Genomic DNA, 22,749 nt, shown 5'->3' on the forward strand with positions numbered 1-22,749 from the left:
GAATTAACTGTTTCAGTCACTCTTCAAGACTTTAATCTTTCTGGCCTTTCGGCCTTGTCGATAATGTCCTGCGAGTGCCCACACAGATTGTCTGATTAACTTGTTAAAGAGCAGGGCAACCGAACGTTCGTTCCGGGTTGCGAGGCTGCGTATCTTACGCGTTTTGCCTCCGGAGTCAAGCGTTTATTTTTGCTTTTTCCTCCCTGGCCTCAGCGGCTGGTATCAGCACAGCGTCGGTCAGTGGTGGCGCATTATAGGGAATTTTCCGGCGCTGACAATAGTTTTTTTGAAAAATTTTATCGACCGCTGATTATTACGCCAAATTTAACTTAAGTTGATAGTTTTTCCAGCGTTATGAAGCCATAACCATGTAAAATCGGGCGTAAAGATTCGCTATTAGGATCTATTTTGGTGCAATAAGCTAAGTTACTTTCTATTGTTGAAGATAAATTTTCTCGATTTTTAATCAACCACACTGTCCTACGTGCAATAGCCGCACCTGAGTCAATCAATCGTGTTCCCTCGGGTAAAACTTGTGACAGCTCTTCTGCAAGTAAAGGGAAGTGAGTACATCCCAAGATAACGGTATCTGGTGGTTCTTTCATTCTCAGCCACGGTTTTAATACTTTTTTTACTTTTTCCAACGAAATAGTTTCATTATGTAACTTTCTTTCAGCCAACTCCACCAGTTCAGCGGAGCCTATGGCATGAACCTGACAATCCGTAGCAAATTGTGCAATAAGTTCTTTTGTATAACCACGATTAACAGTAGCCCGAGTTGCCAATAATCCCACTACGTGGTTACAAGTTAGTTTTGCCGCAGGCTTGATCGCAGGTACAACGCCTACAACGGGAAAGGAAAAACGTTCACGCAGTATCGGCAGACTGACCGTACTGGCTGTATTACAGGCGATCACTACAACTGCTAAAGGATGCCTTTTCTGGATTTCATCGACAACTTTGACAACTCGCTCAATAATCACTTCCGCAGTTTTCTCTCCATAAGGAAAGGCTTCATTATCGAAAGCATATATATAGTGGAGATCCGGCAGCAATTGTCGAATCTCTTGATATACAGATAACCCACCCACACCGGAATCAAAAATCAGAATGGTTGGGCGACCAGTTGTATGCAAATTAGAAGTTGTAGCTGCCGGTGAGGAAGTATTCTCGTCCTGGAGTGCGATAGCCATAAGCTGTCTCATAATTTTTATCAAACAGATTAGCTATTCTAGCACGTATTGTTAGGCGGTTAGTGATTGGATAAGACATGTTGATGTCCCATAAACTAACACCGCCTAATCTCAATCTTTTAGGAGGAAACGTATTAAAGTCTTGATCATAACGCGACCCAATATATTGATAAGTTATTCCCCAATCTATATCGAAGACTTCCCAATCTAATTGATATTTCACTTGCTGTTTAGCTCTACGGGTTAACTGCTGATTATTGCCATCACGTGGATTAAGATACTGTAGTGTCAGTTGGTGCTGGAAAATGCCGGTATCCATAGTTCCTGTCCACTCGACACCTTTGATTTTTGCCTGTCCTATGTTCAAGTAACGGTTGTTGGAGAAATCTATCAGTTGTTCAATGTTATTTTTATAAATAGATAAACGCCAATTAAGCGCTCCTGTTATTCCCTCAAGACCCACTTCTCGTTGTTTACTTTTCTCTGGATTCAAATTTGGGTTTGCCCCCCAACCATATAATTGCCCAAGCGTCGGTGCCTTAAACGCGGTTCCATAGGAGGCGGTAAAACGATAACCATCAATGAACTCCCAACCCGCTCCGGTTTGCCAAGTTGTGTTCCAATCATATTCAGAATGGCGATCTGAGCGTACAGCTCCTTCCAAAATGAAGTCATGTATTTTTTGCTGAGCAGTTAAATATACTCCGGTATTATCAACATCTTTTTGTATCGGGATATTGTTAGAGCCTGCCGCGACAGATTCTCTTTTCCAGTCCACACCACCACTCATTGCGCCATGACCAATCTGCCATACATTTCCCCATTGGACATTGTATTGTTCGGAATCACTTAACGTAGTGTTTCCTTGATAAATCTTATGCTTAAAATTGTAATCTTTAACATGACTATAGCTGGCTATGAATTGAGACGAGTAAATTCCCTGATTGAACTGAACTCCGGCTTCATAACTTCGGCTGAATAATTTTCGGGTATCAGTAAAGGCTCCATCATATTTTGTTCTATTATTGTAGCCGTATGTACGTATAAACCCGTTGAACTGATCATTGAACTTATGATCAAGTGCTAACCACAGCATTTTGCTCATGAACCCATCGCGATCCGGCTCATTAGTTCCATGACCTGCTACAACATCAAACCCTCTGGTATAGGTATATCCTGCTGCGGCATTCAGGGAAGTATTTCTACCAATTTTTTGTTGTGTTGCACCATTGTAATTTTGGTATCCATATGAACCGATCCCTGCATTCAATGTCGTCCCCTGTTGCTCCCGACTGGTGATAATATTGATAACACCACCGATAGCATCGGAGCCATATACCGCAGAACGCGCACCACGGATATACTCGATTCTTTGCACCATTGAAATTGGGATCTGACTAAAATCCGCAGCTCCCGTGATACCTGCCTGATTGAATCGGATACCATCCACCAGCACTAAAGTATGGCGAGATTCTGTACCACGAACAAACAAAGAAGCATTCTGTCCGAGCCCACCATTTTGTGCAATATCAATGCCCGGCAAACGGCGTAGTACATCAACCAAGCTATTAGATTGCCATTGTTCGATTTCTTCACGTGTAACTACGGTCATCGGTGCTAAAACAGAAGAAATAGGTTGTTTAAAGCGGTTTGCTGTTACCACCAACGGATCTTGATTATTAGCAACGGAGAAATTGCTCCAACAAGAAAGCATCACTATCGAAGCAGTTGGTAAAAAAATACGTTTCTTATTTGTCATGAGAGAATGGAATCTTGTCGTGAGTCTAACTATTAAGAGTCATGCTACGATGAAGGTAATAGCGTGTCCAGAATGCCTCTCCATCAAAAAAGAGAATTGATGAACCAGAAAACTGGACATCCTTTGTACTTTCCCTACAATGCCGCTCGGAAATTTTTCTTAACGTGATCATACGAGAACCAGATAATGCAGAATATCTTGCCAACGGAAGATTATGAAAATCAATTGATGGAGAAGGCCCATTGCCTGAAAGGAATGATGGCCCCCTTTAGCGCACCTGAGCCCGAAGTTTTCCGTTCCCCTGCATCTCACTACAGGATGCGAGCAGAATTCCGTATCTGGCATGAGGAAGATGACCTCTATCACATTATGTTTGATCAACAGACGAAACAGCGTATCCGTGTTGATCAATTTCCAGTTGCCAGCCAACTGATTAATAGCATGATGCAGGCAATTATTGCGGGCGTAAAAAATAACCTGGTATTGCGTCATAAATTGTTTCAGGTGGACTATCTTTCTACCCGTAGCAACAAAATCATTGTTTCCCTGCTTTACCACAAAAAACTGGGGGATGAATGGCGCGAACATGCAATCTCTTTACGCAATCAGTTAAAGGCAGAAGGCTTTGATGTTCAGCTTATTGGTCGAGCATCAAAAACCAAGGTTACACTCGATCATGATTATATAGATGAAGAGTTACCCGTTGCGGGTAGGACAATGATTTATCGTCAGGTTGAAAATAGTTTCACTCAGCCAAATGCCAGTATCAATATCCATATGCTGGAATGGGCAATAAATATTACCAAAGATGCCAAAGGCGATCTGCTTGAACTCTATTGTGGTAACGGCAACTTTTCTCTGGCATTAGCTCAAAATTTTGAGCGCGTACTGGCAACAGAAATTGCCAAACCTTCTGTTGCTGCCGCGCAATTTAATATCAAAGCGAATCAAATTGATAATGTGCAGATTATCCGTATGTCAGCGGAAGAATTTACTCAGGCAATGAATGGAGAAAGGGAGTTCAACCGTCTTCAGGGAATTAACCTAAAAAGTTACCAATGTGAAACTATTTTTGTAGATCCGCCCCGCAGCGGCTTGGATGAAGAAACTGTCAAAATGGTACAAGGGTATCCACGTATTCTGTATATTTCCTGTAACCCAGAAACGCTCTGCCAGAACTTAGAAACGTTGACGCAAACTCATCAAGTCAGCAAGCTCGCGCTTTTTGATCAATTCCCATATACCCACCATATGGAATGTGGTGTATTACTGGAAAGACGCGATTAATCAGTTCGTTTATAACACTCCTTTCACGTTACTGAATTTTTCCAGACCAGAAAGCAGAAAACGCCATAATCAATCCTTATGGCGTTTTCATAAAATCATTATCAAAAAGTCATTAATTTTGCTTTTCTGAAAGCATAGCCTGCTGTCTGCGCCCTTTAACCTTTCTGTAAATCCAAAATACCAATGCAGTTCCAATCACAACAGATAAGAAATTAGAGCCAATTTCCGGGTGCTTAACCCGAATGATTGCGTTATAAGCAAGAATCCCCAGGAAGAAACAGCCGATAGCTAATTTTGGTAATCCCTCTGCCATTGGGTAGTTCAAATAACGTTGATGGAGACAATACAGAGATAAGGCCAATGAGATAATCGGGAAAATTGAAAAAGGCACCAATGAATTAAAAAATGCCGAGAAAGTTCCGTGTGTTGCCAGTCCAACGATAAGAGCCAGCAACATTGTGCTTTTATCTTGGCGGTATTGTTCCATCGTATTCTTCTCCTTTCAGATTATTTAAGAGGTTTTAGGGGCTGCTGTTGTTTTAGAGATAGTTGCTTTAGAGACAGTTGTTTTAGAAACAGCGGTTTTTAGGGCAGTGTTTTTTGAATTAGCCGTTTTTTCTTGTTCTCGCCGATACCAATAAAAAGCGCCTTTGGAAATCATGCGGAGTTGTAATACCAAACGTTCTTCGAGGCGACGTCTTTTCTTTTCATCAATATCCAGCGCTTCTGCACCAGCACTGAACACAATTGTTACCATCGCTTCTGCTTGTATTTCGGTAAAATGACGCGGCATATGACTGGCCTGTTCAAGATAGTCTGCCAGCTCTGCAATAAAATGTTGGATTTCCCGTGCGACAGCCGCACGAAACTCAGCTGATGTTCCGGAACGTTCACGCAGTAATAACCGGAATGCGTTAGGATTATTACCAATGAATTCCATAAAGGTTGAAACAGAGGTGCGGATGACACTACCCCCCTTTTCGATACGCTGACGTGCCTGGCGCATTAGCTGACGCAGCATTAATCCGCTTTCATCCACCATGGTAAGCCCTAATTCATCTACGTCACGAAAATGACGGTAAAATGAAGTCGGTGCAATCCCTGCCTCTCGCGCCACTTCCCGCAAACTCAGACTGGTGAAACTACGCTCAGCACTTAGTTGGCTAAATGCAGCCTCAATCAGGGAACGACGGGTTTTCTCTTTCTGTTTCGCTCTGACACCAGTTACATTATTCACAACAATCCTGATATATCACTCGACTATATTATGGAGCAAATATATCAGATTCTGCTGTATTTGCTGTGATTGTTCTCTTAAAGATATTAACCCATATTTCCCTGTTTTATTCCTTATTCAGAAAACAAAAGCCATATGCTGATTAGGTTATTATGCCAAGCAATGTTAATATAGAGTTGTTATTTTGTGTAAAAATAGGTCTTTCCTCTATGCAATATACTCATTTTGATGCCATTGTAATTGGCTCCGGACCCGGTGGAGAAGGGGCAGCAATGGGGTTGGCAAAACAAAGAAAAAACGTTGCAGTTATAGAACGTTACAATAATATCGGCGGTGGCTGTACCCATTGGGGCACTATCCCATCAAAAGCCTTACGTCATGCTGTCAGTCGTATTATCGAATTTAATCAAAACCCCCTCTATAGTGATAATTCCCGCATTCTCCGCTCCTCATTTTCAGAAATTTTACGGCATGCAGAAGTTGTCATTAATCAGCAGACTAAAATGCGGCAGGGGTTTTATGAACGCAATCGGTGCCGGATGTTTGCAGGTGAAGCAACTTTCATTGATGAACACCATGTCAGTGTACGTTATGCCGATAATAGTGTTGACATATTAAGCGCAGACAAAATAATTATTGCCACAGGTTCCCGACCTTACTGCCCACCCGATGTCGATTTTACTCACTCACGTATTTATAACAGCGATACTATTCTGCAACTGGAACATGAACCGCGCCACGTTATTATTTATGGCGCAGGAGTGATTGGCTGTGAATATGCTTCTATCTTCCGTGGATTAGGCGTTAAGGTAGATTTGATCAATACCCGCGATTATCTGCTGTCATTTCTCGATCAAGAGATGTCTGACGCTTTGTCTTACCATTTCTGGAATAGCGGTATTGTCATCCGTCATAATGAAGAATATGAAAAGATCGAAGGCCTTGATGATGGCGTGATTATCCATCTGAAATCAGGAAAAAAAGTTAAAGCAGACTGTTTACTGTACGCCAATGGACGAACAGGTAATACAGACAAACTCGGTTTGGAAAATGTCGGGCTGAAAACAGATAACCGTGGTTTATTGAAAGTGAACCGGGTCTACCAAACCAGCAATGAAAATATTTATGCAGTTGGTGACGTGATTGGTTACCCAAGTCTCGCTTCCGCTGCCTACGATCAAGGACGCATTGCAGCAAAAGCCATCATGACCGGAGATGCTGAAATGCATCTGGTGGAAGATATCCCAACAGGCATCTACACCATACCGGAAATTAGTTCGGTAGGAAAAACTGAGCAACAATTGACAGCAATGAAAATCCCGTATGAAGTCGGACGAGCCCAATTCAAACACTTGGCCAGAGCGCAGATTGCAGGAATGAATGTAGGAAGTCTCAAGATACTATTCCACCGCGAGACAAAACAGATACTGGGTATTCACTGTTTTGGCGAACGAGCCGCAGAGATTATTCATATTGGTCAAGCAATTATGGAGCAAAAAGGTGAAGGCAATAATATCGAATATTTCGTTAATACTACCTTCAACTATCCCACTATGGCTGAAGCATACCGTGTTGCAGCTCTCAACGGGCTAAATCGATTATTTTGAGGCTGTTCCGTTGGCTTCAAAATAATTTCCCATTCTGACACGAATCGCCTCTGCCAATTGCTCATAGCGACCACGCAGAGGTGAGCCGGGACGATAAACCAAAATGATAGAACGCTCTGGCACGGGTTTATGGCACTCCAGATAACAAATACCATCCCGTTTTCTCTCTTTAGGAACAGACAAAGCTGGTAATAAAGTGATGCCACTTCCCGCCGCAACCATATTACGCAAGGTTTCCAAACTGGTTGCCCTGAAATGAGTATCTTCTTTAGCTCCAGCCTGAAAGCAAAACCCCATTGCTTGGTCACGCAGGCAGTGACCATCTTCCAACATCAATAATTTTTCCCCGGCAAGATCTCCCATTTTGACCTCAGTCCGGTTCGCCCATTTGTGCTCTTCATAAACTGCAAGTTTCATTGATTCCTCAAAGAGGGGCAATTCGATGAATGCTTCCGTTTCTCTCAACGAAGCCAAAATAGCACAGTCAAGTTTTCCACTATCAAGTTGTGCCAACAAATTCTGAGTTTGAGCTTCATGCAGATACATTTCCAGTTTGGGAAACAATTTATGCAACTCAGGAATAATCAGTGGCAGAAGATAAGGGCCGATTGTAGGAATAAGACCGATATGCAGTGGCCCGGACATGCTTTCACCTTGCAGGGCAGCCATTTCTTGTAAAACCTTTACTTCCCGTAATACCGTCTTGGCTTGCTCCACCAGCAACATACCTTGTTGTGTAAACAGGACTTTACGGCTTGTGCGTTCCAGCAGCATCACACCCAATTCATCTTCAAGTTTACGTATCTGCCCACTGAGTGTTGGTTGACTAACATGGCAAGAATCAGCGGCTCGCCGGAAATGCCGATACTCAGCAAGAGCCACAAGATATTCCAGATCGCGGATATTCATTCCCAACCTCATTGTCTTATATCAATGATAGAATTGTTTAGTAAGACATTATATGCACGAGGTAATAGAACTATCAAATGCTTGTGAACTCTGGTGTTTTTTATTGAAAAATAAAAAAAACAAAAGTTATTACAACAGCGTGACAAACCAGCCTGTCATAATAAACAGGCTGTCCAGCCAGAGAAAATTAATTGATATGTAACCTCTGCTTCGCCTCAGCAATAGCCAATTTCACCTGTTTCTGTGCTACACCACCTTTTGCCAAACGTTTATCCAGACAAGACTGTAACGATAAAATGTCATATACATCTAGCGAAATAGTTTCACTAAATTGTTGCAGTTCAGATAATGACAGTTCTTCCAATGCTTTACCTTTCTTTATCGCAACAATCACTGCCTCACCAACAATATGATGCGCTTCACGAAACGGAACACCTTTTGCCACCAAATAATCTGCCAGTTCAGTAGCATTAGCATAGCCCTGTTGTGCAGCTTCCTTGCAACGATCACGCCTTAGCTGAATACCATCCAATACCAACACTGCCATATGCAGGCAATCCCGCCATGTACCCAATGCATCAAACAAGCCCTCTTTGTCTTCCTGCATGTCTTTGTTATAAGCAAGGGGAAGACCTTTCAGCGTCATCATCATACTTGTTAATGCACCTTGTACCCGACCACATTTACCACGGATCAATTCCAGGGCATCAGGATTTTTCTTTTGGGGCATCAGGGATGAGCCAGAAGTTACCCGATCCGACAATTCTATAAAGCCAGCTTCTCCACTGTTGAAGAAAACCAGGTCTTCAGCAAAACGTGAAAGATGGATCATGCTGATACTGGCATCAGATAGCAGCTCCAGAACATGGTCACGGTCTGAAACACTATCCAAACTATTACGGGTTACAGAAGCAAAACCAAGCCATGACGCCAATTGTTCCCGATCAATATCGTACGCCGTTCCCGCCAGCGCACCGCATCCCAATGGGCTGACATCCAATCGTTTCAGAGTATCTTGCAAACGAGTCTCATCACGACTAAGCATTTCTGCATAAGCAAGACACCAATGTGCGAAAGTAACTGGTTGCGCCCGTTGCAAATGGGTATAACCCGGCATTACTGCATCCTGATTATTTTCAGCGGTAATCACCAGTGCTTGTTGTAACTCTAGAAGCGCTTGCTGAATATCCGCTATCTGATCCTTGCACCATAGTTTCAGATCTGTAGCAACCTGATCGTTACGACTGCGTCCTGTATGCAGTTTTTTGCCCAGCTCCCCCACTTTTGCAATGAGTTGCCCTTCCACCCAGCTATGAATATCCTCCGCATCACTTTGCAAAATAGCCTTGGGGTTGGCCCGGACTTCATCCAGTAACTCATTCAGTGCCAAATCCAGCTTTTGTTGTTCTTCTGGCGTCAAAACACCGACTGTAACCAACGCCTTTGACCACGCAACAGAGCCGATAATATCCTGCTCCGCCAAACGATAGTCAAAACGCAGAGAATCATTAAATTGCTTGAACCGCTGATCGGCTTCCTGACTGAAACGTCCACCCCAAAGTGCCATAATTGCGTACCTTTTTTCTCTGATTGCCCGGAAATTATTTTTTACTGTTCAACGCACGGATACGGGAAGAAAGCGAATGGAGGCGAATAAACCCTTCCGCATGCCTATGATCATAAACTTCATCTTCTCCGAAAGTGGCGAATTCTTCAGAATAGAGGCTATGAGGCGATTGTTTCTGTATTGCTGTTACCTGCCCTTTATACAGTTTCAAGATCACTTCACCACTGACATTCTCAGCAAGTGTTTCCGCCGCAGCTTGAATAGACTGGCGCAATGGTACAAACCAACGACCATCATAGACAACATAGGACATCTCAAGCCCCAATTGTTGGCGCCATTTGAAACTATCGCGATCCAGCACTAGCTGTTCAATACCACGCAGTGCAGCCATCATGATGGTTCCTCCCGGAGTTTCGTAGCAACCACGGGATTTCATTCCGACCAAACGGTTTTCCACAATATCGATCCGGCCGATACCGTATTTAGCCCCCAGTGTATTCAACTCATTAAGGCATTGATATGGCGACAATGCCTTACCATTCACTCCAACCACTTCCCCTTTTTCAACAGTGACAGAGACATATTCCGGTTCATCAGGTGCATCTTCTGGATCCACAGTCCATACCCAACAATCTTTATTGGCCGCATTCCACGTGTTTTCCAATACGCCGCCTTCGGTCGAAATGTGCCATGCGTTTTCATCACGGCTGTAGATTTTTTCCAGCGTGGCGGTTGTGGGAATATCACGAACTTTCAGATAATCCAGTAAAGCTTCACGGGAGCGCAAATCCCATTCCCGCCATGGAGCAACTACTTTCAGATGTGGAGCCAACGCAGTATAAGTACTCTCAAAACGAACCTGATCATTACCTTTACCTGTTGCACCATGAGCAAGAGCATCAGCTCCCACTTTCAGTGCTAATTCAACCTGTGCTTTAGCAATGACAGGACGTGCCATTGAAGTGCCGAGCAAATAACTGCCTTCGTACAATGCCCCCGTTTTCAGCACCGGATAAACATACTGTTTGATAAATTCTTCACGTAGATCGACGATATGACATTCTGAAGCGCCAGAGAGTAACGCTTTTTGTTCTATACCCTCCAAGTCTTCACGACTCTGACCAACATCCGCAACAAATGCGATAACTTCACAATTGCCATAGTTCTCTTTTAACCATGGAATGATGGCAGAAGTATCCAAACCGCCAGAATATGCCAGAACAATTTTTTTAATACTGCTTTTCGTTGAGGTAATTGTCATAGAGATAGCCTTTTACTTTTTTATTCATCTCAGCTGAACACTAAATCAAATCTGTTCTATCTTGTTATGCCAGAATGCGAGTGCCAACGGGTATACCATTAAATAGCGCAATCAGTTGATCAGCATAACGCCAACTAGCAATATCTACCGGATGCCCTAATGTTTTTGCGGCTTCCAATGCTGCATGAACTTTCACAATCATGCCGTCGGTAATGACTCCTTGCTCAATAAGCTGCTTTATTTTTCCTTCCGTCACTTCAGCAATTCTTTGCCCCTTTCCATCCAAAATACCACTGACATCCGACAACAAAACCAGATCCGCATGCAACACCTGCGCAATAGCTGTGGCAGCCTGATCTGCATTGACATTCATTAACTCGCCATTTTCAGTAATACCAATAGAACTGATAATAGGGATGTAACCGAGATCCAGTAAAAGTTTCAGTAAATCCGGATTACCGGGATAAGCTCTGCCAGTATGACCAAGCTCCTCATCAAGCTGAGAAACTTTCACAACACCGCCATCCCCTAAACACAGGCCAACAGCAGGCAAACGGTACTTTGTCGCCCAGGCAAGCAAAATTTTATTGGCTGTACCTGCCAGTGTCCCGGTAATAATGTCGATCTGATCTGCTGGCGTTACACGCAGACCTTGTTTCTTCATAATCGGTAACTGTAATTTCTGCATCAGGTCATCAACCAAACAACCCCCTCCGTGTACAATTACCAGTGGGCGCTTATGCGTTTTTCGATATGACTGTAATGTAGAAAATAACCGCACCAGCGCTTCGTGACTATCTAATAACACACCACCCAACTTGATAACTAACGGCTCCATCAGATTTATCCTCTGTCGGTATTAAATGAGATTGTTGAATTAAAGCAATGCCTGAGTTTCTTCGAATCCGAACCGGATATTCATACACTGAACAGCCTGTGCTGCTGCACCTTTCAGCAAATTGTCCTCAGCCCCGACAATGATCAGGTGCTGTCCTTGTACAGCAAAACCAATATCACAAAATGGCAACCCCACAACGGCTTTCAATGCAGGGACACCTTTTTCATATAACCGGATCAGTGGCTTATTGTGATAAGCCTGCCGATATGCCTGCCAGATTTGTTCCTCTGTCACACCTGATTTCAGCTTACAGGTAATTGTGGCAAGGATCCCCCGCGCAAAATTGCCTAAATGGGGTGTGAAGATGACTTCTGTACCTAAATGTGCTGCGATTTCAGGTTGATGGCGGTGACTAAAAACCCCATAAGGCTGCAAACTGACTTCACAGAAACTGTTATTCAATGAAGCCTTACGCCCGGCACCACTTACACCACTGACAGCATTAATCACAGGCCACTGTTCTGTATCCAGCAAATCTTCTTCCAACAAAGGTTTCAGCGAAAGCTGTGAAACTGTGGGATAACAGCCCGGAACCGCGATAAGCCGGGCAGTCTTGATTTCTTCCGCCTGCCATTCCACCAATCCATATACCGCTTGCTCAAGCCAGTTTGTATTTTTATGCTCAAATCCATAGTATTTTGAATAAAATTGCGTATTTTGTACGCGATAAGCACCAGATAAATCAAATACGATACAACCCGCCTGCAAAAATATTGGTGCAATGTCATGGCTGACTTCATGAGCCGTAGCAAGAAAAACGACATCAATACCATCCGCGGCTTCGGCAACATTCATCAGTGGCTGTAAGGGTAAATCCAGGAACCCTTTATATTGTGGATAAAGCTCTGAAAAACATTTCCCTGCATCAGTACTTTGAGAAGAAACCATCAGACCGGAAAGATGGACATGAGGATGACGTTGCAGATATGCTGCTAACTCTGCTCCGGTATAACCACTGGCACCAACGATCAGCGTATTAAGCATGGGATTTATTCACCTTGTATTAACCCAATGTATGTATTAACCCAATGTAGTAACCCAAATATACAATTGCATTTATATTCAATAATATTGCATTAATATTGATACTATCTTGAATAAGGGCTGTCAACAGTGAATATTAAATTACCAACATTTATTGAGTTATATCACCAGCTTATTGCTACACCTTCTATCAGTGCAGTAGATGAGGAATTGGATCAAAGCAATGAAATGGTTATCAATCTACTGGCGGGTTGGCTGAAAGAGATGGGTTTTGAAATTGAGATCCAGCCTGTTCCGGAAACCCATCGCAAATTCAATATGCTGGCAACATTGGGAAGCGGTTCCGGAGGTTTACTATTATGTGGTCACACAGATACCGTACCATTTGACGACGGGCGCTGGACTCAAGATCCATTCACGCTGATCGAACGCAACGATAAATTATATGGACTGGGCACTGCTGATATGAAAGGCTTCTTTGCCTTTATTATTGATGCATTGCGGAATATCGATACCAGCAAACTATCTCATCCTCTTTATATTCTGGCTACCGCAGATGAAGAAACATCAATGGCGGGAGCACGCTATTTTGCGGCCAATTCTACTCTCCGGCCTGATTTTGCCATCATTGGCGAGCCTACGTCATTACAACCTATCCGCGCCCACAAAGGGCATGTTGCCCACGCGATCCGCATTGAAGGTAAATCTGGACACTCCAGCGATCCTGCCCGAGGTGTCAATGCCATTGACTTGATGCACGAATCCATCACTCAGTTGATGAAACTACGTAATACTTTGCAAGAGCGTTACCACAATCCGGCTTTCGCTATTCCCTATCCCACGATGAATTTTGGTCATATCCACGGTGGAGATGCGGCAAACCGTATCTGTGCCTGTTGCGAACTGCATATGGATATCCGTCCGCTCCCCGGACTCACTTTGCAGGATTTGAATGAAGCACTAAATGAGGTACTGGAGCCTGTCAAACAGCGCTGGCCGGGACGCCTAAATGTTACAGCGCTTCATCCTCCCATTCCGGGTTATGAATGTCCGACTAATCACAAGCTGGTAGGTGTCATCGAAAAACTACTGGGAACAAAAGCAGACACGGTCAATTACTGTACCGAAGCTCCTTTTATTCAGGAGTTATGCCCAACGTTGGTTTTAGGACCGGGCTCAATTGAACAGGCTCATCAACCTGATGAGTATTTAGACGTGTCGATGATTGAACCAACGAAAAAATTGATTTCTCAGATTGTGGCGCATTTTTGTTTGAGTGAAGTTTAAAACCTATTCTCTGAGTGGGACCACGGTCCCACTTAATTTTAAATAGAAAAATTCATTGAATTACCATTGGGTAATTTAACACCAAGAGTCATTTCCCCCCCCATAGACTCAATGTACTTTTTGAGTGTGGAAATTTTTAATTCATTTCCCCGTTGCTCGATCGCAGCAACCGATGACTGTGCAATACCTAAATTTTTTGCGACCTGAGTTTGTGAAAGCTCTAACGCTTCACGAATTTGATAAAGTTGTGTTTCAAGCAGCAATTCTGCTGCTTTTTCTTTAATTCTCTCTTGGCTTTCGGGACTGCGCTTTTCCATCAGTTCTTTTAACATAGCCATATCATCTCTCCAGATCCTCTAGATGAATTCTGAATTGTTCATCAGCAATCTCAATCATCTCTTTATAGAACAATCGTTGATTTTGCCCTGCTTTATTACCTGCACAAAGAATAATTGCCTGACGTTTTGGATCAAATGCGAAAAAAGCACGAATTGGCATTCCATTATGCTGGATTCGTAGCTCTTTCATATTCGGATACCGGGAACCGTTCAGTGTATCAACCAATGGTCGGCCCAGCATCGGACCTTTTAGTTCTAACACATGCATTACTGCCAAAACATTTTCCTGCAATTCATCTGGTTGTTCATCAAACCATTGGTCAAACAATTCTGTTGTTATTAGCTCCCACACATTCTGTTCTCCCTATACAGTTATAATTTCCAAGGTTAACCATAGACTGTAGCCTACAAAAACATCATAGACTATAGTCTATAAAACTCAACCGTTTTGTACAAAAAACAATCCACGCCCGTTAATGAGGGGTAACGCATTTTTCATAAACATGTTTTTCCAACATGAATTTCTTTCCTGATCACTTTGAATATTCCTCATCGGAAATAAGCCATTTCCTAATTGACTAAAAACCCTGCTTCGCTCATTCTATTTGGACATCTAAATGGATAGACATATAAACACTTAAACATCTAAACGTGGACAGATATAGGTTCCGTTTGTTCAGGAGGGCGCAGGATATGAGTTTTTTTCATGCAAATCATCAAGAGGCACTAAATCAGAATCTGGCTGAACTTGAAGGCCAGATCCGTGTTTCCTTTGAATTCTTTCCCCCCAGAACCACTGAAATGGAACAAACTCTATGGAAATCCATTGACCGACTGAGCAAACTGAAACCTAATTTTGTTTCCGTGACTTACGGTGCCAATTCCGGCGAACGTAACCGTACTCATAGCATTATCAAAGGAATTAAGGACAAAACGGGTCTTGATGCAGCTCCGCATTTAACTTGCATTGATGCCAGCCGCGAAGAATTACGTGATATCGCTCGCGATTACTGGAAAAACGGTATTCGTCATATTGTGGCTTTGCGTGGTGATTTACCCAATGGTAGCTGCAAACCAGAAATGTATGGCACTGATTTAGTAGAGCTCTTAAAGAAAGAGGCAGATTTTGATATTTCCGTCGCGGCTTATCCGGAAGTGCATCCAGAGGCAAAAAGCGCACAGTCTGACCTCATTAACCTGAAAAGAAAAATTGATGCGGGAGCAAATCGCGCTATTACCCAATTCTTTTTTGATGTGGAAAGTTATTTGCGTTTTCGTGATCGCTGTGTATCGACAGGGATTGATGTGGAAATTGTGCCGGGGATTTTGCCTGTCTCGAATTTCCGTCAGTTACAGCGATTTGCTGCCATCACTAATGTTCGCATCCCAAGCTGGATGACCAGGATGTTCGAGGGTTTGGATGATGATCCTGAAAGCCGCAATTTAGTTGGCGCTTCTATTGCGATGGATATGGTGAAAATTCTGAGTCGTGAAGGGGTGAAGGATTTCCATTTTTATACACTGAATCGCGCGGAATTGAGTTACGCTATTTGCCATACGTTAGGTGTTCGTCCTTGTTGATTTTTATCCTTAAAAAAGCCGGACTAGCTAGATGGTAGTTCGGCGTGGTTATATACCACCCTCCCAGTTTGATAACTCATTACCATACCCACCAATAATAAAAGCCAAACAGTTTCCCATTCGGCCTTTAATTATCAAACAAACGAAAAGCTAACCGGTGTTACGCATTCCTGCCGCAACGCCTGCTATTGTTACCATCAGCGCTTGCTCCACACGAGGATCGGGTTGTTCCTGCTGACGGGAGCGTTGTAATAATTCTGCCTGTAGGACGTTCAATGGATCGGTATACACATTACGTAATGCGATAGATTCGGCTATCCACGGCAAATCTGCCATCAACTGCTCATCCTGTGAGATAGTCAGAACCGTTTCTATGTCCGCGACAAGTTGATTGCGAAGTTTAATCCCCAATGACCACAGTTTCTCATCAACCAAACGTTGATCATAATATTCCGCCAGCCATAAGTCCGCTTTGGCAAAAACCATCTCCAACATGGCAATACGAGTAGTGAAGAAAGGCCAATCACGGGACATTTCTGACAAAATATCCTGTTTTCCCGTATCTATTACATGTTGCAGTGCTGCACCCGCTCCCAACCATGCCGGAAGCATCAGACGGTTTTGTGTCCACGCGAAGATCCACGGGATTGCCCGCAAGCTTTCAACACCGCCTGTAGGACGACGTTTAGCAGGGCGCGAACCCAACGGTAATTTCGCCAATTCCGGCTCAGGTGTCGCCGAACGGAAATAAGGCACAAACTCCGGCTGTTCACGAACATAATCACGGTACATGTTGCAGGAAACATCAGAGAGTGTATCCATGACTTGTTTCCATTCAGCTTTGGGTTCCGGTGGCGGCAGTAAGTTAGCTTCGAGAATGGCACTGGCGTACATAGCCAGGCTGCTGATTGTCACCTGTGGTAAGCCAAACTTAAAGCGGATCATTTCGCCCTGTTCCGTTACACGCAATCCCCCTTTCAGGCTTCCCGGCGGTTGAGAAAGTAATGCCGAATGCGCCGGAGCTCCACCACGACCAATTGTGCCTCCCCGTCCGTGAAACAGTGTCAGCTTCACACCCTCTTTTTCACACAATCTGATAAGCGCATCCTGAGCCCGATATTGAGCCCAAGATGCAGCCATGACTCCCGCATCTTTTGCTGAGTCAGAATAGCCAATCATGACCATTTGTTTATCCTGAATCAGTTCACGATACCACTCGATACGGAGCAATTGCTGGATCACCCGTTCTGCATTATTCAAGTCATCAAGGGTTTCGAACAATGGCGCAACAGGTAATGATAACGGGCAGCCTGCTGCTTTCAGTAATAACTTCACTGCCAATACGTCTGAAGGCATTTTTGCCATGGAAATGACATAGGCCGCAATCGCATCTTGTGGTGTTTCTGCAATCACTTTACAGGTTTCTAAAACTTCTTGCGTCTCGGCACTTGGCTGCCAATTATGGGGGATCAACGGACGTTTGGAGTTCAGTTCACGCAGTAAAAATGCCTGTTTTTCTGTTTCTGACCAGCTCGCATAATCCCCCATTTCCAGATATTGGGTCAGTTCTGCAATGGCATCAGTATGACGGGTACTTTCCTGCCGGATATCAATACGCACCAATGACAGACCGAAACAACGAACACGGCGCAAAGTATCCAGTAATTGGCCGTTAGCGATAATTTCCATACCGCAGGATTTCAACGATTGATAACAAGCATAGAGTGGTTGCCATAATTGTTCGTTATGCAGCAATAAATCCGTAGGGGGGATAACCTGCTCACCCTTCAGGCGTTTTTCCAGATATGCCAGTGTGCTATTTAATTGTGCCCGCAACTGCTTAGCAATTTCACGGTACGGCTCTATAACATTATCGCCTCCTGCTATCTGACGCAGTTCTGGCGTACATTTCGACATGGAAAGTTCTGATACCAAAATCTGAATATCTTTCAAGAACAGATCCGCCGCTTTCCAGCGACTGAGCAACAACACATGGCGGGTGATTTCTGCTGTAACATTAGGATTTCCATCCCGATCTCCCCCCATCCAAGAAGTAAAACGGACAGGAGCAGCTTCTGCTGGCAGACGATAACCAATAGATTCTTCTACTTGCTCATTAAATTCACGCAAAAATGCAGGAACGCCTTCCCACAAACTATTTTCCACCACCGCAAAACCCCATTTAGCTTCATCAATCGGTGTAGGCCGAATTTTGCGGATTTCATCGGTATGCCATGACTGAGCAATAAGCTGACGTAAACGACGCGTAATATTATTACGCTCATAATCTGCTAAATCATCATGATCGAGCTGCGCCAGACACGCATTCACTTCAACCAGTTTATGGATCAGAGTACGGCGGGCGATTTCTGTTGGATGAGCTGTCAGCACCAGCTCAATGGAAAGCTCATTAACTGCCTTAACCAGATCATCATTATGAAAATTTTTACTTTTCAGTCGATCAAATAGTGCAGCCAATGCCACAGGATTGCTGGCAGCTTCACCATGCGGCGAAATACTGTGATATTGTTCAGCAACGTTGGCCAGATTAAGGAACTGGTTAAACGCTCTGGCAACGGGCAGCAATTCATCATTAGATAAATTCTGTAGTGTTGATAAAAGTTGCTGGCGATTAGCTTCGTTTCCGGCACGAGATGATTTAGATAACTTCCTTATTGTTTCAACTTTATCAAGAATATCTTTTCCCTGAACCTCTTTGATCGTGTCGCCCAGTATCTTACCAAGCATACTGACATTACTGCGCATTGCGGAATATTGCTGATTCATGTGATTCCTGACCTTGTGTTGCTGTATGCGTGTTTTGTTTGTTTCTAACACATTATTTCTAAACACACTATTCATACCAGAAAACAAACAATTTGGTCATATCAGAAAACAAACAAATTGGGAGGATTAGTCGGGACAGAAAACGCAATATCCCGACCGAAGGCGTTGTATTTTATAAGAGTTGTGATAAACGGTTCAGATCTGATTGGATTGCCCCGGCAGTCACATCTCGCCCGGCTCCCGGACCACGGATAACTAATGGATTGTCACGATACCAACGGCTTTCTATGGCGAAAATATTATCCCCCGGTAATAACGAAGCTAAAGGATGTTCTAAGCGCACAGCTTCCACCCCAACTTTCGCCTTACCTTTAGCATCAAAACGCGCAACATAACGCAGTACCATTCCCATTTCACGCGCAGCTTCTAACCGTTTCAGCATCTGCTTATTAATAGCAGAACTGTTTTCGAAGAACTCTTCAATAGAACCAACACTGGCTTCTGCCGGCACAAGTGATTCTACCCGTACCTGATCCGCCTCTATCTCATAACCTGCCTCACGAGCCAAGATAACCAATTTGCGCATCACATCCTGACCGGAAAGGTCAATACGAGGATCAGGCTCCGTCAACCCTTGTTGCCATGCCTGTTCTACCAGATCACTGAAAGGCACTGTGCCATCAAACTGCAGGAATAACCACGATAAAGTACCGGAGAAAATGCCACTGATAGACAGGATAGTATCCCCACTTTCCCGCAAGTCCCTGACGGAATAGTTAATTGGTAACCCGGCACCAACGGTCGCATTGTATAACCAATGACGGCCTGTTTTTACAAAAGCATCCCGGATCATGCGGTAAGTGTTACTGTCAGATGAACCAGCGGCTTTATTGGCGCTAATCACATGAAAACCATAGCTGGCAAAATCTATGTAGTTACTCGCCAATGCTTCACTTGCCGTTATATCCAACACCACCAAATCATCATAAGGATGTGCCCGCATCCATAAAAACAGTTCATCACCTTCATGTAGGGTGGCTTCATCATTAAAGAATGCCAATGCCCGACTTGCGTCAATGCCCTGATAGTTCAGCAGGCTCCGGCGGCTATCGACAATTCCCGCTAAAATGAATTCAAAATCACTGCGGGCAGAGATATTTTTCTGTTCACGTGCAAACAATTCCAGCCAACGTGACCCGATATTCCCTTTACCAAACAGAACCAACCCAATACGTTTTTCTGCCCGAAACAGGCTCTGATGCAATCCCTGAATCAAATGTGATGTCTGGTTCAGACGCAATACAGCAACCAGACTGATGTCATCTTCTGCATGCCAGATAAATTCAACCGGTTGGTCTTTCAATTGCTGATAAAAACGGTGGCTATGTAGCGGATTTTTGCATACGCCTGCTCCCACCAAAGCCACCAATGATAATCCTTCACGCAAGGAAAGTTTTCCTGGCAAAGATGCATCCTGCAAAACATCAAGGGCACTATTAACAACTTCAGAGGTATAACAAAGCTGGATCAGATTGCAATCAGCATGCAGCCCCGTTGCCAAAGGACGGATTTGAGCACGCTTTAACAACGAATCGATATCTTTATAAATTTGTTTAAAGTTATGGGCAGAAGAAAAGTGCAACTCAATCAAGCAAACATCATCGTGGCTGGTAACGATTTTAGCTCCTGTTCCTGTCGCTAAAACTCGTTCAATACGAGTAGAGCCTTGCTCAGGCTGATAACTACAACGTAATTGTAAATCGATATCACTGACAGAAACTGGCTGTAATGTACGGGTATGAAGTACAGGAGCCGCCAAGCGAGCCAGTTCGCTGGCCTCATCCAGACGCAATAATGGCAGGAGACACGCATCCTTAACTTTGCGCGGATCTGCACTGTAAACTCCAGCCACATCACTCCAGATTGTCACTTTTTTAGCGCCAGCTAATGCACCAACCTGTGTTGCAGAATAATCACTGCCATTGCGCCCCAATAGTACAGTTTCACCCTTCTGATTACTGGAAATAAAACCTGTCACCACTAAGCGCTTATTGGAATTCTGGACTAATAACTGACTCAGCAAAGGCTGAGAAAGATTAACATCAACTTGTGGCTGTGCTGCCCGTTCTGCGCGCAGGAATTGGCGCGCATCCAGCCAGGTGCTAGGGATACCTTGTGATTCAAGCAAAGCGGCCATCAAGCGAGCGGACCATATTTCGCCATGGCCAACAACTTCAGCGTAGGTAATGTCACTAATTGGTTTATCCAACAGCGCACTCAACCTTTCCAAATCAGCAATAAAATGTGTGATAAGAGTTTCAGCAACGGTTTCTGGCAATAATCCGCGGATCAACTCTTGCTGGTAGCGCCGTAAGGATTGCTGAACTTGATGAGCTGAAATACGGTCACTCTGACTCAATTTCAGCCAATCAATCAGTTGATTAGTCGTACTGCCTGCTGCTGATACCACCATCAAGTCACCTGGCTGGCTATAATTCGCCATAATATCCGCAACCCGCTTATAACATTTCACATCTGCAAGGCTGCTGCCGCCAAATTTATGTAACTGGCGGCCAGATTCCGCCCCTGCTGTTGCCAGTTCAATCATGATTACCTCGTTACCGCTGCCTGAAATGCATTATTCAAATCAGCAATTAAATCCTGACTATCTTCTATTCCCACAGAGACACGAAGAAGTGAGTCCGTAATCCCTGCCTGTTTCCTTGCTTCTGCCGACATACCAGCATGTGTCATCGTAGCTGTATGAGAAATCAATGACTCCACACCCCCCAACGATTCCGCCAGAGTAAATAATTTTAATGCAGATAAAAAGCGGCGCATTGTTTGTTCATCACCATCAAGTTCAAAACTCAACATCGCGCCAAAACCTGTTTGCTGTTGAAGAGCTATTTCATGCCCTGGATGATCTTTCAGTGCTGGATAATAGAGTTTTTTCACTTGTGGCTGTTGCTGTAAATATTCCACTATGGCAGCCGTGTTGCTTTGCTGTAGAAGTACCCGCGCAGACAAAGTACGAATGCCCCGCAACAACAAGTAACTGTCGAAAGCGCCTCCGGTCACACCGATATTATTCGCCCACCATGCCAAGTCCTCAGCCAGAGTAGGATCTTTGGCAATAATTGCACCAGCAATCAAATCAGAATGCCCATTCAGGTATTTTGTGCAGGAATGGACAACTAAATCTGCACCCAAATCCAATGGCTTTTGCAGCACAGGGCTTAAAAACGTGTTATCAACTACCGTCAAAGCACCTGCTTCACGGGCCAGACCACAGATGTACCTAATGTCCACAATACGCAGCAATGGATTACTTGGTGTTTCAATCAAGACCAATTTAGGCTTTTGCGCAATTGCCTGTTTCAGCGCCAAATCATCCGCCTGATCAACGAAAATAACATCATAAGCGCCACGGCGGCTTAAGCTATCAAACAGGCGGTAACTTCCACCATAACAATCATGAGGTGCTACCAATAAATCTCCCGGTTGCAAGAAAACGGTACACAACAGGTGGATGGCTGACATACCACTGCTGGTCATCACAGCACCAGCTCCGCCCTCCAGTTCAGCCAAAACTTGCTGGACAACATCACGACCGGGATTACCACGCCGTGAGTAATCATGTGCTCTCGGTTCATTAAACCCTGTGAAATTGTATGTGCTGGAAAGATAGATAGGCGGGACAACACAACCATATTGTTCATCAATATTTGTACCGCTTTGTACTGCGACCGTAGCTTGTTTACACCCCATAATCTTTACCCGTTTCTTGTTTTCGGAGTCACAAAAGAATACCCTCCAGAAAGATAGACGTCAATACATCTAGACATCCAAAATAATTTACGGTTTAATAACACAACCCAATCATTACCCCCATTTTTTATGCCAAATTAGGGCATATTTTGTGAATTGATTAACCATAGCGATATAGTCGATAGGGGAAATATGCTAAAATGCCGAATTATCGACACGAACATAGCTCAGAAATAATTTCTTTTATTTCTGATTTCAGTTGCTTGATTTAAAACTATTTAAG

General features: G+C 43.8%; 18 protein-coding genes. 4 read left to right on the forward strand and 14 right to left on the reverse strand.

The features are described 5' to 3' along the window. Positions 1-329: 329 nt before the first annotated feature. Positions 330-1,193 (reverse strand): glutamate racemase, encoded by an 864-nt coding sequence (murI, locus tag Xind_RS10790; protein ID WP_187650062.1) that lies wholly within the window; start codon positions 1,191-1,193, stop codon positions 330-332. After that, on the reverse strand, positions 1,138-2,952 hold the full coding sequence (gene btuB, locus Xind_RS10795) for a TonB-dependent vitamin B12 receptor BtuB (protein ID WP_187650063.1): 1,815 nt from the start codon (positions 2,950-2,952) through the stop codon (positions 1,138-1,140). The genes murI and btuB overlap by 56 nt, the downstream gene beginning before the upstream one ends. A gap of 186 nt (positions 2,953-3,138) precedes the next feature. Between btuB and trmA the strand changes: the two genes are divergently transcribed. Continuing rightward, positions 3,139-4,239 (forward strand): tRNA (uridine(54)-C5)-methyltransferase TrmA, encoded by a 1,101-nt coding sequence (gene trmA, locus Xind_RS10800; RefSeq protein WP_047682598.1) that lies wholly within the window; start codon positions 3,139-3,141, stop codon positions 4,237-4,239. Between the two features lie 112 nt (positions 4,240-4,351). Here trmA and Xind_RS10805 read toward each other — a convergent pair whose 3' ends face one another. Continuing rightward, positions 4,352-4,726 carry a YijD family membrane protein gene (locus tag Xind_RS10805; RefSeq protein ID WP_047682600.1) on the reverse strand — a complete coding sequence of 125 codons (375 nt, stop codon included), beginning with the start codon at positions 4,724-4,726 and terminating at the stop codon, positions 4,352-4,354. Between the two features lie 24 nt (positions 4,727-4,750). Then, positions 4,751-5,476, reverse strand: coding sequence for an HTH-type transcriptional repressor FabR (gene fabR, locus Xind_RS10810; protein WP_231571438.1), 726 nt, complete (start codon positions 5,474-5,476; stop codon positions 4,751-4,753). Between the two features lie 209 nt (positions 5,477-5,685). Here fabR and sthA point away from each other — a divergent pair, with 209 nt between their 5' ends. Then, positions 5,686-7,083, forward strand: a complete 1,398-nt coding sequence (gene sthA, locus Xind_RS10815; protein ID WP_047682602.1) for a Si-specific NAD(P)(+) transhydrogenase — start codon at positions 5,686-5,688, stop codon at positions 7,081-7,083. Here sthA and oxyR read toward each other — a convergent pair. The 5 genes from oxyR to argC all read right to left on the reverse strand — a co-directional run bounded on the left by oxyR (position 7,075) and on the right by argC (position 12,702). Then, positions 7,075-7,992 carry a DNA-binding transcriptional regulator OxyR gene (gene oxyR / locus Xind_RS10820; protein ID WP_047682604.1) on the reverse strand — a complete coding sequence of 306 codons (918 nt, stop codon included), beginning with the start codon at positions 7,990-7,992 and terminating at the stop codon, positions 7,075-7,077. The genes sthA and oxyR overlap by 9 nt on opposite strands. Before the next feature lie 187 nt (positions 7,993-8,179). After that, positions 8,180-9,559: an argininosuccinate lyase gene (gene argH / locus Xind_RS10825; protein WP_187650064.1), complete on the reverse strand. Its 1,380-nt coding sequence runs from the start codon at positions 9,557-9,559 to the stop codon at positions 8,180-8,182. A 34-nt stretch (positions 9,560-9,593) separates the two neighbouring features. Further along, entirely contained in the window at positions 9,594-10,820 is a 1,227-nt protein-coding gene (locus Xind_RS10830; RefSeq protein WP_047682608.1) for an argininosuccinate synthase, read from the reverse strand. A gap of 64 nt (positions 10,821-10,884) precedes the next feature. After that, a complete protein-coding gene (gene argB, locus Xind_RS10835) occupies positions 10,885-11,661 on the reverse strand; it encodes an acetylglutamate kinase (RefSeq protein ID WP_187650071.1) in 777 nt (258 codons plus the stop codon). Between the two features lie 36 nt (positions 11,662-11,697). After that, positions 11,698-12,702, reverse strand: coding sequence for an N-acetyl-gamma-glutamyl-phosphate reductase (gene argC / locus Xind_RS10840; protein ID WP_047682613.1), 1,005 nt, complete (start codon positions 12,700-12,702; stop codon positions 11,698-11,700). A gap of 129 nt (positions 12,703-12,831) precedes the next feature. Here argC and argE point away from each other — a divergent pair, with 129 nt between their 5' ends. Beyond that, complete coding sequence (gene argE / locus Xind_RS10845; protein WP_047682615.1) at positions 12,832-13,989, forward strand: acetylornithine deacetylase; 1,158 nt, start codon at positions 12,832-12,834, stop codon at positions 13,987-13,989. Positions 13,990-14,027: 38 nt separating this feature from the next. On the opposite strand, the gene Xind_RS10850 is transcribed toward argE, so the two are convergent. Together Xind_RS10850 and Xind_RS10855 are read right to left on the reverse strand one after the other, a co-directional pair. Continuing rightward, positions 14,028-14,327 carry a helix-turn-helix domain-containing protein gene (locus tag Xind_RS10850; RefSeq protein ID WP_187650065.1) on the reverse strand — a complete coding sequence of 100 codons (300 nt, stop codon included), beginning with the start codon at positions 14,325-14,327 and terminating at the stop codon, positions 14,028-14,030. Position 14,328: 1 nt separating this feature from the next. Next, positions 14,329-14,679, reverse strand: coding sequence for a type II toxin-antitoxin system RelE/ParE family toxin (locus tag Xind_RS10855; protein ID WP_187650066.1), 351 nt, complete (start codon positions 14,677-14,679; stop codon positions 14,329-14,331). A 341-nt stretch (positions 14,680-15,020) separates the two neighbouring features. Between Xind_RS10855 and metF the strand changes: the two genes are divergently transcribed. Further along, positions 15,021-15,908: a methylenetetrahydrofolate reductase gene (gene metF / locus Xind_RS10860; RefSeq protein WP_047682619.1), complete on the forward strand. Its 888-nt coding sequence runs from the start codon at positions 15,021-15,023 to the stop codon at positions 15,906-15,908. 150 nt (positions 15,909-16,058) lie between these two features. On the opposite strand, the gene ppc is transcribed toward metF, so the two are convergent. The 3 genes from ppc to metB all read right to left on the reverse strand — a co-directional run bounded on the left by ppc (position 16,059) and on the right by metB (position 22,466). After that, positions 16,059-18,695 carry a phosphoenolpyruvate carboxylase gene (gene ppc / locus Xind_RS10865; RefSeq protein ID WP_047682621.1) on the reverse strand — a complete coding sequence of 879 codons (2,637 nt, stop codon included), beginning with the start codon at positions 18,693-18,695 and terminating at the stop codon, positions 16,059-16,061. A gap of 172 nt (positions 18,696-18,867) precedes the next feature. Continuing rightward, positions 18,868-21,303 (reverse strand): bifunctional aspartate kinase/homoserine dehydrogenase II, encoded by a 2,436-nt coding sequence (locus Xind_RS10870; RefSeq protein WP_187650067.1) that lies wholly within the window; start codon positions 21,301-21,303, stop codon positions 18,868-18,870. A gap of 2 nt (positions 21,304-21,305) precedes the next feature. After that, the gene (gene metB, locus Xind_RS10875) at positions 21,306-22,466 is read right to left on the reverse strand and encodes a cystathionine gamma-synthase (RefSeq protein WP_047682625.1); all 1,161 of its coding nucleotides are present in this window, start codon (positions 22,464-22,466) and stop codon (positions 21,306-21,308) included. Positions 22,467-22,749 lie beyond the last annotated feature (283 nt).

The sequence above is a fragment of the Xenorhabdus indica genome, from assembly GCF_014467235.1.
Classification (GTDB): domain Bacteria; phylum Pseudomonadota; class Gammaproteobacteria; order Enterobacterales; family Enterobacteriaceae; genus Xenorhabdus; species Xenorhabdus indica.

Excerpts from the sequence above, each read along its gene's own strand:
- murI (WP_187650062.1), bottom strand. The coding sequence starts at position 1,193 with ATGGCTATCGCACTCCAGGACGAGAATACTTCCTCACCGGCAGCTACA.
- btuB (WP_187650063.1), bottom strand. The coding sequence starts at position 2,952 with ATGACAAATAAGAAACGTATTTTTTTACCAACTGCTTCGATAGTGATG.
- trmA (WP_047682598.1), top strand. The coding sequence starts at position 3,139 with ATGCAGAATATCTTGCCAACGGAAGATTATGAAAATCAATTGATGGAG.
- Xind_RS10805 (WP_047682600.1), bottom strand. The coding sequence starts at position 4,726 with ATGGAACAATACCGCCAAGATAAAAGCACAATGTTGCTGGCTCTTATC.
- sthA (WP_047682602.1), top strand. The coding sequence starts at position 5,686 with ATGCAATATACTCATTTTGATGCCATTGTAATTGGCTCCGGACCCGGT.
- oxyR (WP_047682604.1), bottom strand. The coding sequence starts at position 7,992 with ATGAATATCCGCGATCTGGAATATCTTGTGGCTCTTGCTGAGTATCGG.
- argH (WP_187650064.1), bottom strand. The coding sequence starts at position 9,559 with ATGGCACTTTGGGGTGGACGTTTCAGTCAGGAAGCCGATCAGCGGTTC.
- Xind_RS10830 (WP_047682608.1), bottom strand. The coding sequence starts at position 10,820 with ATGACAATTACCTCAACGAAAAGCAGTATTAAAAAAATTGTTCTGGCA.
- argC (WP_047682613.1), bottom strand. The coding sequence starts at position 12,702 with ATGCTTAATACGCTGATCGTTGGTGCCAGTGGTTATACCGGAGCAGAG.
- Xind_RS10850 (WP_187650065.1), bottom strand. The coding sequence starts at position 14,327 with ATGGCTATGTTAAAAGAACTGATGGAAAAGCGCAGTCCCGAAAGCCAA.
- metF (WP_047682619.1), top strand. The coding sequence starts at position 15,021 with ATGAGTTTTTTTCATGCAAATCATCAAGAGGCACTAAATCAGAATCTG.
- ppc (WP_047682621.1), bottom strand. The coding sequence starts at position 18,695 with ATGAATCAGCAATATTCCGCAATGCGCAGTAATGTCAGTATGCTTGGT.
- Xind_RS10870 (WP_187650067.1), bottom strand. The coding sequence starts at position 21,303 with ATGATTGAACTGGCAACAGCAGGGGCGGAATCTGGCCGCCAGTTACAT.
- metB (WP_047682625.1), bottom strand. The coding sequence starts at position 22,466 with ATGGGGTGTAAACAAGCTACGGTCGCAGTACAAAGCGGTACAAATATT.